This window comes from Streptomyces sp. NPDC085866, from assembly GCF_044541035.1.
In the GTDB taxonomy this organism is placed as follows: Bacteria; Actinomycetota; Actinomycetes; order Streptomycetales; family Streptomycetaceae; genus Streptomyces.
Genome location: NZ_JBITSQ010000004.1, coordinates 73,258 through 90,295 on the forward strand (window position 1 = coordinate 73,258; position 17,038 = coordinate 90,295).

The following is a 17,038-nucleotide window of genomic DNA, read 5'->3' on the forward strand; positions in this document are numbered from 1 at the left end:
CCTTTCGGGAGTCGGCGGGATGCGGGTGCGCAGGGTGGCTTACTGAGGGCGGGAGAGCAGTCGGCCCCTCGGCTCGGTGAACTCGCCGTCCGCGACGATGCGCTCGCCGCGCAGCCAGGTGGACTTGACGACGCCGTACAGGGTCTTGCCGGCGTACGCGGTGACCCGGTTGCGGTGCTGGAGGCCGGCCGGGTCGACGGTGAAGGTCTCGTCGGGGGCGAGGACGGCGAAGTCGGCGTCGCGGCCCGCCTCGATGGCGCCCTTGTCGCGCAGGCCGACCAGGGCGGCCGTCCGCGTGGACATCCAGCGGACCACGTCCTCCAGGCCGTGGCCGCGCCTGCGGGCCTCGGTCCACACGGCCGACAGGCTCAGCTGGAGGCCGGAGATGCCGCCCCAGGCGGTGGCGAAGTCGTCGGTCTTCAGGTCGGCCGTCGAGGGCGAGTGGTCGGTGACGACGCAGTCGATGGTGCCGTCGGCCAACGCCTGCCAGAGCAGGTCCTGGTTGGCGGACTCGCGGATGGGCGGGCAGCACTTGAACTCGCTGGCGCCGTCGGGGACTTCCTCGGCCGTGAGCGTCAGGTAGTGCGGGCAGGTCTCGACCGTGACGCGGATGCCCTCGGCCCGGGCGGCGGCGATCAGCGGCAGCGCGTCGCTGGAGGACAGGTGCAGGATGTGCACGCGCGCGTTGAGCCGCCTGGCCTGCGCGACGAGGTTCGCGATGGCCGTGTCCTCGGCGTCACGCGGCCGGGAGGCGAGGAAGTCGGCGTACTTGGGGCCGCCCTGCTGGGGGGCGGCGGCGAGGTGGTGCGGGTCCTCCGCGTGCACGATCAGCAGGCCGTCGAAACCGGCGATCTCCGCCAGGGACTGGGCCAGCTGCTCCTGGTCGAGGTGCGGGAACTCGTCCACGCCCGACGGCGACAGGAACGCCTTGAAGCCGAAGACCCCCGCGTCGTGCAGTGGGCGCAGGTCCTTGACGTTGTCGGGCAGGGCGCCGCCCCAGAAGCCGACGTCGATGTGCGCCTTGTCGACGGCCACCTTCTGCTTCACCCGCAGGTTCTCGACCGTGGTGGTCGGCGGGAGGGAGTTCAGGGGCATGTCGACGAGCGTGGTGATGCCGCCGGCCGCCGCCGCGCGCGTGGCGGTCCAGAAGCCCTCCCACTCGGTACGGCCCGGGTCGTTGACGTGCACGTGGGTGTCGACCAGGCCGGGCAGCAGGACGTGGTCGCCGAAGTCCTCCAGGCGTGCCGTGGCCGGGACCTCGGCGTCGTACGGCAGCACGGCCGTGATCCTGCCTGCGGACACGGTGACCGTGGCGGCCCGTGTCCCTTCCGGAGTGATGACGCGCGTCGAGCGCAGCACCAGTTCAGCGTCGGACACCCGAACCCCTCTCTCTGCCGCCGTTTTACTTCCAGGAAACGGGATTTACACCCACGTAACGGAATTCAACGTTCTGTTGAAGGAGTCTTCACTCCCGCCACCCCGCCGTCAAGAGGCACACTTCTGGACAGAGCCCGACGAGCGCCCACTCTGGACGTTTCCACAAAGCGGAATTATAATTCCAGCAAGCAGAACGTAGCTACGTACAAGCAGGGAGTCAACCGACTGCCGGGTAGGCTTCTGCCCTTCCTGCCAGTCCCGAAAGGAACGCGCCGTGCCGACGTCCAGCGCCAGCACCAACGACTCCGCCAAGTCCTCCGCCAGCGGCGGGGTCCAGTCACTGGAGCGTGCCTTCGACCTGCTCGAGCGAATGGCGGACGCGGGCGGCGAGGTCGGCCTCAGCGAGCTGTCCGCCACCAGCGGACTGCCGCTTCCCACCATCCACCGCCTGATGCGCACGCTGGTGGCCTGCGGCTACGTACGCCAGCAGCCGAACCGGCGGTACGCGCTCGGCCCGCGGCTGATCCGGCTCGGCGAGTCCGCGTCCCGGCTGCTCGGCACCTGGGCGCGGCCGTACCTCGCCAGGCTGGTCGAGGAGACCGGCGAGACGGCGAACATGGCGCTGCTGGACGGCGACGAGATCGTGTACGTGGCGCAGGTGCCGTCGAAGCACTCGATGCGGATGTTCACCGAGGTGGGGCGGCGGGTCCTGCCGCACTCGACGGGTGTGGGCAAGGCGCTGCTGGCCTCCGTGCCCGACGAGGAGGTGCGGGCCCTGCTCGCCCGTACCGGCATGCCTGCGGCGACGGAGAAGACCATCACCACGCCGGACGGGTTCCTGGCCGCGCTGGAGGACGTGCGTCGGCTGGGATACGCCGTGGACGACAACGAGCAGGAGATCGGGGTGCGGTGCCTCGCGGTGTCCGTGCCGGACTCCCCCACGGCCGCCGCGATCTCCATCTCCGGGCCCGCGGGGCGGGTGACGGAGGCGGCGACGGACAAGATCGTGCCTGTGCTGCAGGGGATCGCCGTGGAGCTTTCCCAGGCGCTGGCCAGTTCGGGCGCCTAGCGGAGGGGGCTGCGGATCGTCGGCGGCTGCGGATACGTCGTGGCTTGTCGCGCGGTTCCCCGCGCCGCTGAAGCGCGAGCGCGCCCACCACGACCACCACGAAGGCGTGGGAGTTCAGCACGAGGTCCTGGTGGGCGAAGAACTCGCGCAGCCCCGCGGACTCGTCCAGGAGCAGTACGCCGGCCAGGGCGCCGACGACCGTCACACCGCAGGCCGCGCCCACCATCACGTTTTCGTATGACCACCGACGCGGCGTATCGACAGTGCGGCGGCCTGGAGGAGGCTGCGGCAGCCTTTCGTGGAGGTTGTCAACGAGGGTTGACGGAGGGCCGGTTCATCCGCCCTGCCGGTCGCGCGGCGGCTCCCCGAACAGGTCCACCGCGTCCCGCACCCCCGTCAGCCCGCGCGCCAGTGCGCTGACCGAGCCGATCGCGCCGGCGATCAGTAACAGGGACCTGCGCAGGCGCGGGATCTCCGGCATGCCGTCGGTGGCCATCGCGGCCAGGGTGGCCAGCTCGTCCTCGGCTATGCCCCGGTCGGGGAACTCGGACGGGAGCGCGGCGAGTTCGCGGCGCAGCCGGGACACCGCGGTCCGCAGTTCCGCCACTCTCGGATCCTCGTCGCTGCCGGTCACTGGCCTTTGCCCCAAGCTCCGCAACACAGCCCTCCCCCCTGGCACGCCGTCATGCGCGGGTCAGTAAACGCCACGCCGCCCCGCGGCGCCACAGCGCGGACCGAAATTCAGCCCAAGGGAACCGGCTGCCGCGGCCCGCGTCAGGTATGCAGGACGCATGACGGACAAGCGGGACCATCGTGAGGAGATCGCCGGGCTGCTGCTCGCGGCCGGCGGCGGCAGACGGCTCGGCGGGCGGCCCAAGGCGCTGCTGGAGCACCGGGGACGCCCCCTGGTCGAACACGCGGTCGGGGTGCTGCGTGCGGCCGGATGCGACCGGATCCACGTCGTCCTGGGCGCACGGGCGGACGACGTCCGGGAGCGGGCCGAGCTGGGCGGCTGCGTACTGGTCGACAACCCCGACTGGGCCGAGGGCATGGGCTCCTCCCTGCGCGCCGGGCTCGGCTCGCTCGCCGGTACGGAGGTGCGCGCGGCCCTGGTGAGCCTGGTCGACCAGCCGGGGATCGGGCCGGACGCGGTGGCCCGGGTACTCGGCGCGTACGAGGGCGACACCTCGCTGGTCTCGGCCGCCTACGACGGCGTACGCGGGCATCCGGTGCTCTTCGGCGCGGCCCACTGGGCGGGCATCGCGGCGACCGCCACCGGCGACCGCGGCGCACGCGCCTACCTGAAGGAACACGCCTCGGCGGTCCGTCTCGTGGAGTGCGCGGACGTGGCCGAGCCGTACGACATCGACACGGAGGCCGACCTGAGCCACCTTGAGTGAACGGGGTGGCACCGAGCGCCACCTTGCCTCGACTCAGAGAATCTCGACATCAACAAACCATTGAAGTTCCACGATGAGGAAACTACTATCCACTGTTCAGGAGCGTCCGACCGCACAGCGGGCGCTCACTGTCCTATTCGCGCCACTTGGCACCCGGTGCCACCGCTGAAGGAAGTGACAGCTCATGTCCGCACCAGCGCCGTCCCCGCTGGCCATCGTCGACGCCGAGCCCCTGCCCCGGCAGGAGGAGGTCCTCACCGACGCGGCGCTCGCCTTCGTGGCGGAGCTGCACCAGCGGTTCACCCCGCGCCGTGACGAACTCCTCGCCCGCCGTGCGGAGCGCCGCGCCGAGATCGCCCGCACCTCCACGCTCGACTTCCTCCCGGAGACGGCCGCCGTCCGCGCGGACGACTCCTGGCAGGTCGCCCCGGCCCCGGCCGCGCTGAACGACCGGCGCGTCGAGATCACCGGCCCCACCGACCGCAAGATGACCATCAACGCGCTCAACTCCGGCGCGCGGATCTGGCTCGCCGACTTCGAGGACGCCTCCGCGCCCACCTGGGAGAACGTGATCCTCGGCCAGGTCAACCTGAGCGACGCCTACACCCGCCACATCGACTTCACGGACGAGCGCACCGGCAAGTCGTACGCCCTGCGCCCGAACGAGGAGCTGGCGACCGTCGTCATGCGCCCGCGCGGCTGGCACCTGAACGAGCGCCACCTCGTCGACGCCGACGGCAAGCCGGTCCCCGGCGCCTTCGTCGACTTCGGCCTGTACTTCTTCCACAACGCCCGGCGTCTGCTGGACCTCGGCAAGGGCCCGTACTTCTACCTGCCCAAGACCGAGTCGCACCTCGAGGCCCGCCTGTGGAACGAGGTGTTCGTCTTCGCGCAGGACTACCTCGGCATCCCGCAGGGCACCGTCCGCGCCACCGTCCTGATCGAGACGATCACGGCGGCGTACGAGATGGAGGAGATCCTCTACGAACTGCGCGACCACGCCTCCGGGCTGAACGCCGGCCGCTGGGACTACCTGTTCTCCATCGTGAAGAACTTCCGCGACGGCGGGCCGAAGTTCGTCCTGCCGGACCGCAACGCCGTGACGATGACCGCCCCGTTCATGCGGGCGTACACCGAACTCCTCGTCCGCACCTGCCACAAGCGCGGTGCGCACGCCATCGGCGGCATGGCGGCCTTCATCCCCTCCCGTAAGGACGCCGAGGTCAACAAGGTGGCCTTCGAGAAGGTCCGCGCCGACAAGGACCGCGAGGCGAACGACGGCTTCGACGGCTCCTGGGTCGCCCACCCGGACCTGGTCCCGATCGCCATGGAGTCCTTCGACCGGGTCCTCGGCGACCGGCCGAACCAGAAGGACCGCCTGCGCGAGGACGTCCACGTCGAGGCGGCCGACCTCATCGCGATCGACTCGCTGGACGCGAAGCCGACCTACCACGGGCTCGTCAACGCCGTCCAGGTCGGCATCCGGTACATCGAGGCCTGGCTGCGCGGGCTCGGCGCGGTCGCCATCTTCAACCTGATGGAGGACGCGGCCACCGCGGAGATCTCCCGCTCCCAGATCTGGCAGTGGATCAACGCGGGCGTCGAGTTCGAGAACGGCGACAGGGCCACCCCGGAGCTGGCCCGCAAGGTCGCCGCCGAGGAACTGGACTCCATCCGCAAGGAGATCGGCGAGGAGGCCTTCGCGGCCGGTCACTGGCAGCAGGCCCACGACCTGCTGCTCCAGGTGTCCCTCGACGACGACTACGCCGACTTCCTCACCCTGCCGGCGTACGAGCAGCTGCGCGGCTGACCCCGCCCACGCCCCCGGCGCCACCCGGTGCCGGGGGCGTTCACGTGGACAGCCCGTACCGTCGGCGCTCCTCGGCGGTCAGCGCGCGCAGCTCGTCCGCCGACCGCTCCAGGAGCGCTTCGCACCGCCGGGCGTCCGTGCCGTCGGGCAGCGACCAGGTGTAGCGGCGGTGGTTCTCGCCGATCACGGCGAACGAGCGGCCGTCGCCGGACCAGCGCGCGTCCAGCGGCACCCGGCACTCCAGCCGGGACACCGCCTGGCACTCCCCCGTCTCCGCCCGCCAGAAGGCGACCCACCCGTCCCCCGCGGTCGCGAGCAGGCGTCCGTCGGGGGACCACAGCAGTACGGCGGCCTTCCCGTAGGTGGCGGCGGATCGCACCAGGGGTGCGCCGTCGTCGGCTCCGCAGATCCGTACGGCCGACTCCCCGTCGAGGAAGGCGATCCGACGCCCGTCGGGCGACCAGCAGGCAGCGCCCGCGGTAGCCCCTTCGTCCACGGGGATGTCGAGCAGCCGTCGGCCGGTCGAGGCGTCCCGGACCACCAGGGGGCCCTCTTTCTCGGCGGTCACGAGACGACGGCCGTCGGGGCTCCAGGCCAGCACGTCGGTCCCGCGCTCGATGTCCTCGGTCCGGGCTAGGCGGCTACCCGTCACGGGATCCCAGACCTCGATGCGGTGGGTGACCGTCACGAAGTCATGGCTGACCGTGGCGAGGAGCGAACCGTCCGGGGACCACAGGACGCCGTCAACCATGTCGTACGCCGTGGACGTCGCGGCGGCACAGCGGCCTGCGGCGGGGTCCACGATCTCCACGCGGCCGCCGGCGAAGCAGACCGCCAGCCGGTCCGCCCCCGGCTGCCAGGCGAGCAGCACCGGCTTCGGATCGCGAGCCGTGACGACCTTCCACGGTCCGGCGCCGGTGCCGGGCTCCGTCACGTGGACGGCATCGCCACCCTGCACGACGGCGGCCACCCGCCCCGCTTCCGACGAAACGCTGCGCAGCAAGCCGCCCGGCAGCGGCCGGGGACGCCACGAGCCGTGATCACCGATCCACACGCCGCTGAACCGCGACCGCCAGGCGAAGCAGGTGCTGTCGGCGCGCCAGGCGATCTCCTCGGCGCCCCAGGGGGTACGCAGGCGGCGCAGCAGCGTGTGGTCGGCGACCCGCCACACCGTGATCGCCGCGCTCGCTTCCCGGCCGGCGTCGGACACCGCCACGGCCACCATCTCTCCGTCGGGCGACCAGAAGACACCGCCGGCTTCCACCCCGGTGTCCCACTCGTCCAGGACGGTGCCGTCCTCGGCGGCCCTGATCCGCACGGTACGACGGGACGCCTCCGCGGCTCGTCGGCCGTCCGGGGCCCAGGCGAACCACGAGGTGGTTCCGGGAAGTTCATCGTCCCCCCTGACGATCCGCCAGGCCGGCTCGCCGTCCGGCAGCCGTACGACGCGCAGCTCGTTCCAGGAGAACAGCGCCAGGAGCGAGCAGTCGGGCGACCACGCCGGCGCCTTGATCGGCGGCGCCTCGTAGGAGTGGCGTACCTCTGCGAGCCGTCCCTGCGGCACAGGTGTGAAGTCGATGATGTCGACGCCGCTGCCGGCCAGCTGGGCGGCGGCGCGCCAGCCGTCCGGTGACAGCGCGAACGCCCGGTCTCCGAAGGGACCGGCCGCGCCCGTGGCGGACCAGAACTCGGGAGCGTCGAAGCGTCTTACGGCGAGCATCCCAGGGGTGTCCACCCAGTAGGCGTCCCCGGCGATGCCCGCCCCTCGCAACTCCCCCAGTCCCACGGGCTCCTGGCTGACCAGGTCACCGCGAGCCGTCCAGGTGCACAAGTCACCCTCCGTCCCTGTCGTCCGCAGCTGCCCGCTCCCCGGGTCCCAGCCGAGCGCGAGCACCGTCCCCGCGTGCCCGAGTCCGAGGTTGTCGACCACCGGGCCGTGCCCGATCCCCCACAGGGTGAGAGCCACCTTCTCGGTCGCCGTGAACTCGCGTACGGCGGCCGCCGCGAGCGCCAGCGCCAACTGCCTCTCCCCACGCAGCGCGTAGGCCTGCTGGGCCCGCTCGGCGAGATCGCCGGCACGCTCCTCGGCCGTGGCCTCCGCCCTCGCCCGGGAGGCGGCGACCAACTCGGCGAGCACCGCGGAGACGCCGTGCGACCCGGCCAGTTCCCGTGCCTGGGCGAGCCGCTGCCCGTGCAACAGGTCGTCCGCGGACCGGTCGTTCGCCAGCCAGGCCGCGGCCCGGCGTTCAAGGTCCGTGCTGCGGCGCAGTACACCCTGGTGACGTTCCGTCAGCTCGCGCAGTCGGGGCCAGTGCCGCAGCAGCGCCTCGTGGACGAGGTCGAAGGCCTCGCCCTCGTCGACATCCGTGACGAGGCGGGCCTGGCGCAGGTCCTCGACGACCGCCAGTCCGGCCGCGTCCAGGGAGGGTCGGCGAACGGACTGCCGGGAGAAGCCCCTTTCGTCCCAGGCGACGAACCTCAGGAGCACCGACTCCACCCGCTCTTCGGGGTGTTCGGCGACGAGCCGCGCATAGGCGCCTTCCGCGTACCGGGCGATGGCCTGGGACAGCGGGCCGGTCCGCGCCAGCAGCTCCCGTCCGATGACGTGGTCCGGGCCCGCCGCCTCGTACAGGTCGCGCAGCAACTGGCCGAGCAGGGGCAGGGCGTCGCCCTCGGTGGCCTCGACCACCAGGTCGTCCACCACCTCCTCGGCGATGTCCGCGCCCGCGGCCCGCGCAGGTCCCGCGATGACGGCCCTGGTCTGCCGCGAGGTGAGCGTGCCGAGCGGGAACCGGGTGCGCAGGAGGTCGGCGTACCGCTCCAGCGCGGGGTCGTGCAGGAAGCCGGACGGCAGGGTGAGGACGAGGTGCAGCTGCGGGAGTGCGTGCACCAGCACCCGTAACGTCCCCAGGAACAGCTCGCGTTCGGCGGACGAGGTCATGCGGACGACGTCCTCGAACTGGTCGATCGCGAGGACCATCCGCGCCCGGTTCCCCAGAGCCGCTCGCAGCGCTGCCGGACACACCGTCAGGTCGCCTCCGTCCGAGGCCTCTTGGCGCATCTCGCGCGCAAGTCGTACGACCGGGTCGTCCTGTCGCTCCGTCGCGCGCGGTGTCAGGGCCTGTGCCAGAGCAAGGAAGGGGCTGGAGCCGAGTCGGAGCGGGCCGAGGACCGCCCAGCGGCGACGCCCGAGTTCCGGCAGGACGCCCGCCGCGACGAAGGAGGACTTGCCGCAGCCGGACGGGCCGACCACGGTGAGCACGCGCTGCGCGGGCGAGCGGGCGGCGGTCAACGCGCGCACCGCGTCCCGGATCTCGTCCTCACGGCCGAAGAAGACGTCCGTACGGTCCTCGGCGAAGGCCTCCAGGCCGGGGTACGGGCTGTCGTCCCGCGTCCAGGGCACCCTGCGCCGCTCCCGCCACCGCAGCCCGAGTTCCCGGGCGACCACGGCCGCGACGCCGACCGGAAGCCATACGACGGCGTACCGGTTCACCGCGCGCAGCGGGCCCCACCAGCCGTCCGGGTCCGCGGTGAGGAGGTTGGTGCCGACACCGAAGACCAGTCCGAGAAGCAGCGACGTGAGGTCGAGGCTCGTCCTCCTGGTGCCCTTCACCGGACGCCGGACGCCGGCCGGGCCGATATGCCGGCCGCCGGACGGGCCGACATCACTCGGCGGCCCTGTCCGAGTGGCCCAGCGGCTTCCCCGGGGCCACACGGTCGCGGACGAGGCGCTTGACCGCCGTGGGCTCCGGGAAGCCCTGTTCGCGGCGGTCCCAGACGACCTCGTCGTCCACACGGACGACGAAGACACCCCCGGTGCCGGGCTTGAGCGACAGCTCGGTCAGCTCGGTCTCGAAGGTGATGAGCAGCTCCTGCGCCAGCCAGGCCGCGCGTGGCAGCCAGCGGCACTGGGTGCAGTACTCGATCTGGACGCGGTGGGTCATCCGAGGTGCACCGACCAATCCTGTTCCGCCGCCGGCTTGCCGTGCAGGTCGGGGACCCGCTTGAGCCAGGCCGGGCGGCCCTGCTGGGTCTTCGCCGCGCGGGCGGCCTCCTCGGCCGCGAGTTCCTCACGGCTCGGGAAGTCGGTGGGCAGCCACTCCTGGGACAGCCGGACGCGCGAGAGGAGGTAGTCGACATAGGCGGCGCGGACGTCGTCGGGCGTGGCGAACCCGGCGTCCTCGGCCAGCCAGGGGTCCGGCACCTCGGCGACGACGGCCCGCAGCAGCTCCTCGGTCACGCGGGGGGCCAGTTCGGCGTCGGCGGCCCGGACGTCGGGGCCGTAGTGGCCGAGGGCGTGGTGGCGGAAGTCGTACTTCTTGCCCGGGGTCGTGGTGTCCCAGCGATGGTGGAAGACGAGGGCGGCGCCGTGGTCGATGAGCCACAGGCGCGCGGGCGCGGTGCCGAACGTCGGCCAGACCATCAGGTTGGAGCTGTGCACCGTACGGTCCACGTTGACGGTCAGGGCGTCGAGCCAGACGATCCGGCCGGCCTCCAGAGGGTCCACGGGGAAGGTCTTCGCGATCTCCGGGGTGAAGTCCTTCGCCCCCGACAGGTAGTCCATCCCCAGGTTGACCCCCGCACTGGCGTCGTGCAGATCGCGCACCTCCTGGTGCGGCTCGTCGGCGGCGATGGCCGGGTCGAAGTGCACGAGGACCAGTTCGGGGAAGCGCAGGCCGAGCGCGCGGGCGAGTTCACCGACGATCACCTCGGCGACCAGCGCCTTGTGGCCCTGTGCCGAGCCGGTGAACTTCACGACATACGTGCCGAGGTCGTCGGCCTCGACGACTCCGGGGACGGAGCCGCCGGACCTGAGCGGGGTCACGTATCGAACAGCAGTCACGTCGCGCAGCACACCGGCCAGCGTAAGCGCTCCGCTCGGAGTGCCGCGATGTGCCGTCGATTCTCTGCGGCCCGTTGTGGCTGGTCGCGCCCACGGGCGCAGTCACAGATCGAAACAGTCCCGCAGCCCTTCCGGGCGCTGCCGAACCGCGGCACGCCGGCGGCCCGATCCAGGGCGGGATCCGGCCGTCGGCGCGGATTCCCGGGGCCGGGTGATCGCCTGGCTGGCAGCATGGTCCCGCGCGGCGCGCCGGACCGGCGCCGAGGACGACGAAGGGGCTCGGAATGCGTGGTGGCAGGGTCGCGGTCGTGGGCGGGAGCATCGCGGGATGCGCGGCGGCGCTCGCGCTGGGGCGGGGCGGGACCGAGAGGATCACGGTGTACGAGCGTGCGGCGGGCCGCCTGGCCGACCGCGGAGTCGGGCTCGCCGTACACAACGACCGCTACGCGGAGCTGGAGGCGGCCGGCCATCTCGACGCCTCGATGCCGTGGGTGCGGCTCGTCAGCCGCCGCTGGTACGTCCGGGACGACGCCGCGCCCGACGGCCCGCTGGGCCGTGAGATCGCCGTGATGCCCTTCCCGTTCCGCACCTACAACTGGGGCCCGCTCTGGCGCGCGCTGCGTCACCGGGTGCCGGAGGCGGCCGACTTCCGGACCGGCTCGGCGATCGAAGCGGTCGAGGTGACGCCGGACGGCGCCGAGGTGCACGCGGGCGGGCGCACCGAGCGGTACGACGTGGTGATCGGCGCGGACGGCTACCGCTCGGCCGTGCGTGCGGCCGTATGCGCCGACGTCCGCCCCGAGTACGCCGGCTACCTCGCCTGGCGCGGCGCCTACCCGTCGGCCCGGCTGCGCGACCCGGAACTGTGGGCCGAGGAAGAGTGCGCGTACGTCGTCTTCGAGGGCGGCCATCTCATCGTGTACCGGATCCCGGACGGGACCGACGGCGCACACCGGGTCAACTGGGTCCTGTACACAGCCCCGCCGCCGGGCCTCGACCAGGGCCTCGAGACCCCCACGAGCCTGCCTCCGGGCACGGCGGGCGACGGGCTGCGCGCCCATCTGGCGTACGTCGCCGCCGAGTTACTGCCTCCCTACTGGGGCGACCTGGTACGGGCGACGACCCACGACGAGCTGTTCCTGCAGCCCATGTACGACTTCACGGCGCCCCGTTACGCGGTGGGCCGTGCGCTCCTCATGGGCGACGCGGCCGCGGTCGCGCGCCCGCACACCGGCGCGGGTGCCGTCAAGGCGCTCCAGGACGCCACGGTCCTGGAGTCGGCCCTGACGTCGACGGCGACCTGGTCCGACGCACTGGCCGCGTACGACGCCGCACGCGCGCCCGCCGGCCGGGGCATGGTCGATCTGGGGCGACGGCTCGGCCGAGCCCTGGTCCAGGAGACCCCGAACTGGCGTGCGCTCGACCAGACGGGCCTGGAGACCTGGTGGAAGCAGGCGGACGGGACCGGGGCGTTCGGAGGGCGGGAACTGACGGACTAACCCCTTTCGGCCAGCGGATTCGGCAGTGGCAGATAGCGGGCGTCCGCGCCGTCCGCGGCTGTCCAGCGCAGCAGCAGGTTGGTCTTGCCGGGCAAGGTCGGCGAGGAGAGCAGGGCCGGGATCTCGGGAAGGTCGTGGCGGGCGAGTTCGCGGCGGGCGGCGGGCCACGGGTCGAAGCCGGGGTGGTGTTCGGCGAGGGCGGCGGCGATCTCGCTGAGGTGGTTGACGACCAGGCAGTAGACGAGCCGCTCCCAGCCGGCGGCCCGGGACACGTCCGGCAGGACCTTGGCACCCTCGGCGTCCCGGAACAGCGCCTGCACGGGCGTGCCGGCCGCGTCCACGGCGACCAGCGTGTTCTGCAGATGCGCCTCGATCACGACCCCGTGGGCGTCGAACGCCGTGAGGGCGGGCGGGACCACCTGCCGCAGGTACGCCTCCCACCAGGCGTCCGGATCGGCCGTGGCGGCCGGCGGGCTGCCCTCGAAGCCCTCCGCGAGCCCGGCCGCGAGCAGCGGGGTCGTACCCGGCAGCAGGTGGCCGCGCAGCCCGTCCCGCACGAGCACGGCCAGCTCCTCGAAGGCGAAGGCGGCGGTGCGGTACCCGCGGTCGCTCAGCCAGGCCGCGGGCGGGCCCATGGCGGCGAAGGCGGCGTTGGCGGCCGAGTCGGTGCGGCGCAGTTTCAACAGGTCGTGGCGCCACAGCCGACGGATGTCGTTGGTGATCCGCACGTCCAGGCTGAACTTCAGGAACAGGTCGCGCCGGGGCTCGTACACCGTACGGATCGCCGCCGTGGGCCAGGCGTCGAAGGCGGTGGCGCCGAGCCGGACCAGGCGGCCGTCGGCGAAGGCCGGGGCGAGGTCGCGGCCGACGAGGTCGAGCTGCCAGGGGTGGGCGGGCAGCAGCCGGTAGCCGGGCGGGGCCGTACCGAGGGCGTCCAGGGCGCGGGTGTCGCCCTCCTCGGCCACCTGGTCCTCGCGGACGCCGAGCAGCACCAGCGGGAAGTGCGCGTGGGCCTCGGGGGCGTAGGGCAGCCAGGCCGTGACCGGGCCGCCGCCGCGCGCCTTGGGAGCCGGGTGGTGGGGGTGGCCGGTGATCAGGGAGTGCTCGGAACGCAGGTACGGATCCTCGGGCGCCGTCGCCCCGGCACGGGCGGTGAGCAAGGCGGCGACCACGTCCCGGCTGTCGATCATCTCGGTGGGCAGGTCGCCGTTGGACAGCCCGGTGTGCCGGCGCAGCTCCTCGGCGACCAGTTTGACCAGTTCGGAGTGGCCGAGCCGGTGCCAGTCCCCCGCGGCCTGCACCTCGGGGTCGGCGGGCCGCCGCCCGGGCCGCACCCGCAGCAGCCGGCCGGTCCCGGGCAGCCGGAAGACCGGCCGTGGCCCGGAGGCCGGGTACGGATCGGCGACCTCTCGCAGCAGGCAGTTGAGCAGGGGGGCGGCCGCGTACGCGTCGGCGCGGTGTCCGACGGTGTCGGCGGGGGGCTTGAGGTCCACGCGATCCATTCGTTCTTCGTCCTGGGCCCGAGCGATCAGTATGAATGGCGTCCCTGCCCATCGTGCCCCGAGCTGCCCGCCCGAGGAGCCCCCGTGTACCCGGACGACCGTGCAGGGTCCTGCGGGTTATCCACGCTCTGTGGTTTCCTCCACCTGAATCCACTGAACATTCATGTTTCTGTCGGCGAGTTCGGCGCGCAGGTCTGTTTCCGAGTCCGTCGTGCCGGTGGCCAGGACGGTGTAGCGCTTGGTCCCGGTGCGGCGCGCGAGGAAGGCGGTGGGGTCGGGGATTCGCCCCTGTGCTGGTGGGGGCGGGAGGAAGGCGGGGTGCAGGAGGTGCAGGGCGTCCATGTTCACCGCAGGGCTCTGGCGGAGGACGGGGAGTTCGTTCTCGTCGGCCCCGTACATCCGGATCACCGCCCGTGCGGCCTCGTAGGCCGGGCCCACGGGCATGCCGGCGCCTACGCAGCGGTAGAACTGGGTGGCGAAGGTGATGGCCGTCCGGTCGCTCACCTGCGCGGGGTAGCCGATCGCGCAGCCGGTGACTTCGGCCAGGTCCTGGGCGATGGGGTCGGTGGCGCAGGCGTTGAGCACCACGAGCCGCACCTGCTTGCCGGCGGCGGCCAGGAGGTCGCCCAGTCCTTCGGTGACCAGGGGCGCGTCACCGCCGTCCGGGGTCAGGACGCGCAGGCCGGTGTCGCTCGCATGCCCGGAGAAGTGCAGCACCGTCGGCTCGTGGTCCAGCAGGTGGCCGAGGATGTCCTCGCCCTGCACTGCCTGGGCGGTGTGCAGGGCCAGCCCGTCGCGGTAGCGGGCCTCCCGGATCATGCGGTCGACCTGCCGCTGCTCCTCGCCGGTGTCCGGGCCGCCGAGCCGGGTGGCGACCGCGGACAGCATCAGGACGCCCGTCGGCTGCGGTCCGGTCACTCCTCTGGCGCCTGAACCGGTGCGGCGAGGACCGCCTGGAGGAGTTCACCGAGCGCTGCGGCCCGGGTGGGGCGTGCGGCCATGAGGGCTGCGAGTTCGGCCACCGCTCGGTTTCGTTCGTCCGCATCGGGTGCCTTTGCGCGTGCCGCAGCGCTCAGGATCTGTGCCGGTGCGGGATCTGCGGCCTGCGTTGCCGCATGGACGGCTGCGACGGGGGTGCTTGGCCCGCGGTCGGCGTTCTCGCTGTCGGAACCACCGGTCACAGAAGTGTCGTCGAGGGCCTGGGCTGCCAGCCAGTGCACTGCGGCTGCCCATGGAGCGTCGTACACGCCGTCCTCGATGAACGCGAGCCAGGCGAGCGCCGGTCCATCTGCGGCCTCCAATGCCGTCTGGACACGGGCGTGCAGGGCTTGTCGGTCTTCCAGCAGGTTGTAGGCGGCGTCGATGCCGTCGGCTACTGCCAGCGCCGCGATGGCCCGATGGACGGCGACCACCCGGTCCGCGCCGTCGTTGTCCTCGTCCATAGCGGCCAGCGCTGCGTCCGCGTCGGGGGCGAGCAGGTCGGCCGCGTGCTCGGCCAGGTAGGCCGCCGAGGCCGACCAGCCCTCGCCTTCGGTGCTCGTCCGAATCCAGGCGGTCAGGATTTCTTGCAGTACGAGTGGCCGGTACACCATGTCCACCGGAACGCCGGACACCAGCTGCTCCAGCACTTCGATGTGGAAGTCAGCGTATTCACCTAGCAGCGACCACTCCCGGAGGGCGGTACGGGAGTGGTCGTCGAGCAAGGCAGGGTGGGTGGTGAGGAAGTCTCGTGACTCAACCCAGGTCTTCGTTCTCATCCAGTCTGCGGTCAGCTGGAGAACCGTATCCGTGAGCTCCAGCCAGGACGGCGGTTCGGAGGCGACGCCTTGGTCCGCGCACAGCCGGGTGACGGTTTCACGCACTTCGGGATCGGATTCGACGGCCTCCCGCAGACTCTGCCGGATTTGGAAGATGGTCTCACCGTTGATGGGGTCGGGCGGAGTAAGTAGGCCGCACAGCGCCTCAACGCCGTCGCCCGTCTCGCCGTTCCTCACAAGGAACAGGGCTCGGTGGTAGGCGAGCTCTGCTGCGGCCTGTGGCGGACCGGGCCACTCGGCGATGATCTCCTCGTAGTGCTGAAGGGCTTCCTGACTCCGCCCCGTCTCCGACAGCCGGTTGGCGAGAGTGTTCAGCGCCATGGCCAGGTTGGGAAGGTAGGCGTCAGGACTGGCCTTGGCGAGCCGCCGGTAGATATCGGCGGCTTCCTCGGCCGGCGCCAACGCCTCCTGGCCCCGCCCCACCTCCGACAACCGGTTGGCGAGGTTGTTCAGCGCACCGGCCAGGTTAGGAAGGTAGGCGTCAGGACTGGCCTCGGCGAGCACACGGCGCAGTTGGACGGCTTCCTCGGCCGGCGCCAAAGCCTCCTGGCCCCGGCCGACCTCAGACAGCCGGTTGGCGAGCGTATTCAGCGCACCGGCCAGGTTAGGGAGGTAGGTGTCAGGACTGGCCTCGGCGAGCCGCCGGTAGATATCGGCGGCTTCCTCGGCCGGCGCCAAAGCCTCCTGGCCCCGCCCCACCTCCGACAGCCGAATAGCGAGGTTGTTCAGCGCACCGGCCAAGTTGTCAAGGTAGGCGTCAGGGCTGGCCTCGGCGAGCACGCGGCGCAGTTGGACGGCTTCCTCAGCCGGCGCCAAAGCCTCCTGACGCCGCCCCATCTCCGCCAACCGGACGGCGAGGTTGTTCAGCGCACCAGCCAGGTTGGGAAGATAGGCGTCAGGACTGGCCTCCGCGAGCACCCGATAGATATCGGCGGCTTCCTCGCCCAGGGCCAAAGCTTCCTGCCGCCGCCCCACCCCCGACAGCCGAACAGCGAGGGTGTTCAGCGCCATGGCCAGGTCATCAAGGTAGGCGTCAGGACTGGCCTCCGCGAGCACCCGATAGATATCGGCGGCTTCCTCAGCCAGCGCCAAAGCCTCGTGCCGCCGCCCCACCTCCGACAGCCGAATAGCGAGGTTGTTCAGCGCACCGGCCAAGTCGTCAAGGTAGGCGTCAGGACTGGCCTCAGCGAGCACGCGACGCAGTTGGACAGCTTCCTCAGCCGGCGCCAAAGCCTCCTGACGCCGCCCCACCTCCGACAGCCCGATCGCGAGGGTGCTCAGCGCACCAGCCACGTTGGGAAGATAGGCGTCAGGACTGGCCTCGGCGAGCACCCGGTAGATATCAGTGGCTTCCTCGGCCAGGACCAAAGCATCTTGGCCCCGTCCCACCTCCGCCAGCCCGATCGCGAGGGTGTTCAGCGCACCAGCCAGGTCGTCAAGGTGAGCGTCAGGACTGGCCTCGGCGAGCACCCGGTAGATATCGGCGGCTTCCTCGGCCGGCGCCAACGCCTCCTGACGCCGCCCCACCTCCGCCAGCCCGATCGCGAGGTTGTTCAGCGCACCGGCCAAGTCGTCAAGGTAGGCGTCAGGACTGGCCTCAGCGAGCACGCGACGCAGTTGGACAGCTTCCTCAGCCGGCGCCAAAGCCTCCTGACGCCGCCCCACCTCCGACAACCGGACAGCGAGGGTGCTCAACGCCATAGCCAGGTTGGGAAGATAGG

At 71.9% G+C, this 17,038-nt stretch carries 13 protein-coding genes and 1 pseudogene; 5 read left to right on the forward strand and 9 right to left on the reverse strand.

Annotated features, from left to right (window positions below; all coding sequences use genetic code 11):
- Positions 1-39: 39 nt before the first annotated feature.
- Entirely contained in the window at positions 40-1,377 is a 1,338-nt protein-coding gene (allB, locus tag ACIF83_RS10460) for an allantoinase AllB (RefSeq protein WP_393472837.1), read from the reverse strand.
- Positions 1,378-1,651: 274 nt separating this feature from the next.
- Here allB and ACIF83_RS10465 point away from each other — a divergent pair, with 274 nt between their 5' ends.
- Positions 1,652-2,446, forward strand: a complete 795-nt coding sequence (locus ACIF83_RS10465) for an IclR family transcriptional regulator (RefSeq protein WP_393472840.1) — start codon at positions 1,652-1,654, stop codon at positions 2,444-2,446.
- A gap of 106 nt (positions 2,447-2,552) precedes the next feature.
- Positions 2,553-2,687, forward strand: a complete 135-nt coding sequence (locus tag ACIF83_RS10470) for a hypothetical protein (RefSeq protein WP_398138283.1) — start codon at positions 2,553-2,555, stop codon at positions 2,685-2,687.
- A 93-nt stretch (positions 2,688-2,780) separates the two neighbouring features.
- Here the strand turns inward: ACIF83_RS10470 and ACIF83_RS10475 are convergent, their stop codons facing one another.
- Positions 2,781-3,107 (reverse strand): DUF5955 family protein, encoded by a 327-nt coding sequence (locus ACIF83_RS10475; RefSeq protein ID WP_398138284.1) that lies wholly within the window; start codon positions 3,105-3,107, stop codon positions 2,781-2,783.
- A gap of 130 nt (positions 3,108-3,237) precedes the next feature.
- Here ACIF83_RS10475 and ACIF83_RS10480 point away from each other — a divergent pair, with 130 nt between their 5' ends.
- Together ACIF83_RS10480 and aceB are read left to right on the forward strand one after the other, a co-directional pair.
- Positions 3,238-3,846, forward strand: a complete 609-nt coding sequence (locus tag ACIF83_RS10480; protein ID WP_393472846.1) for an NTP transferase domain-containing protein — start codon at positions 3,238-3,240, stop codon at positions 3,844-3,846.
- Between the two features lie 184 nt (positions 3,847-4,030).
- Entirely contained in the window at positions 4,031-5,656 is a 1,626-nt protein-coding gene (aceB, locus tag ACIF83_RS10485; protein ID WP_398138286.1) for a malate synthase A, read from the forward strand.
- Between the two features lie 40 nt (positions 5,657-5,696).
- Here aceB and ACIF83_RS10490 read toward each other — a convergent pair whose 3' ends face one another.
- Genes ACIF83_RS10490 through ACIF83_RS10500 form a run of 3 tightly spaced genes read right to left on the reverse strand, consistent with a single transcriptional unit; the run spans position 5,697 to position 10,511 of the window.
- The gene (locus ACIF83_RS10490) at positions 5,697-9,269 is read right to left on the reverse strand and encodes an NACHT and WD repeat domain-containing protein (RefSeq protein ID WP_399725427.1); all 3,573 of its coding nucleotides are present in this window, start codon (positions 9,267-9,269) and stop codon (positions 5,697-5,699) included.
- A gap of 52 nt (positions 9,270-9,321) precedes the next feature.
- A complete protein-coding gene (locus ACIF83_RS10495; protein WP_399725430.1) occupies positions 9,322-9,600 on the reverse strand; it encodes a SelT/SelW/SelH family protein in 279 nt (92 codons plus the stop codon).
- Entirely contained in the window at positions 9,597-10,511 is a 915-nt protein-coding gene (locus ACIF83_RS10500) for a HipA family kinase (protein ID WP_393472858.1), read from the reverse strand. Before ACIF83_RS10500 ends, ACIF83_RS10495 begins: the two co-directional genes overlap by 4 nt.
- A gap of 272 nt (positions 10,512-10,783) precedes the next feature.
- On the opposite strand from ACIF83_RS10500, the gene ACIF83_RS10505 reads away from it, so the two are divergent.
- Positions 10,784-11,998, forward strand: coding sequence for an FAD-dependent monooxygenase (locus ACIF83_RS10505; protein WP_399725434.1), 1,215 nt, complete (start codon positions 10,784-10,786; stop codon positions 11,996-11,998).
- Here the strand turns inward: ACIF83_RS10505 and ACIF83_RS10510 are convergent.
- From ACIF83_RS10510 to ACIF83_RS10525, 4 genes and pseudogenes are all read right to left on the reverse strand, one after another.
- Positions 11,995-13,500, reverse strand: coding sequence for an IucA/IucC family protein (locus ACIF83_RS10510; RefSeq protein WP_399725437.1), 1,506 nt, complete (start codon positions 13,498-13,500; stop codon positions 11,995-11,997). The two genes, ACIF83_RS10505 and ACIF83_RS10510, sit on opposite strands and share 4 nt — an antisense overlap.
- A gap of 117 nt (positions 13,501-13,617) precedes the next feature.
- The gene (locus ACIF83_RS10515) at positions 13,618-14,418 is read right to left on the reverse strand and encodes a CHAT domain-containing protein (protein ID WP_399725440.1); all 801 of its coding nucleotides are present in this window, start codon (positions 14,416-14,418) and stop codon (positions 13,618-13,620) included.
- The gene (locus tag ACIF83_RS10520; protein WP_399726276.1) at positions 14,415-16,886 is read right to left on the reverse strand and encodes a tetratricopeptide repeat protein; all 2,472 of its coding nucleotides are present in this window, start codon (positions 16,884-16,886) and stop codon (positions 14,415-14,417) included. The genes ACIF83_RS10515 and ACIF83_RS10520 overlap by 4 nt, the downstream gene beginning before the upstream one ends.
- A gap of 45 nt (positions 16,887-16,931) precedes the next feature.
- Positions 16,932-17,018 (reverse strand): annotated as a pseudogene (locus tag ACIF83_RS10525) (hypothetical protein); the annotation flags it as partial.
- Positions 17,019-17,038 lie beyond the last annotated feature (20 nt).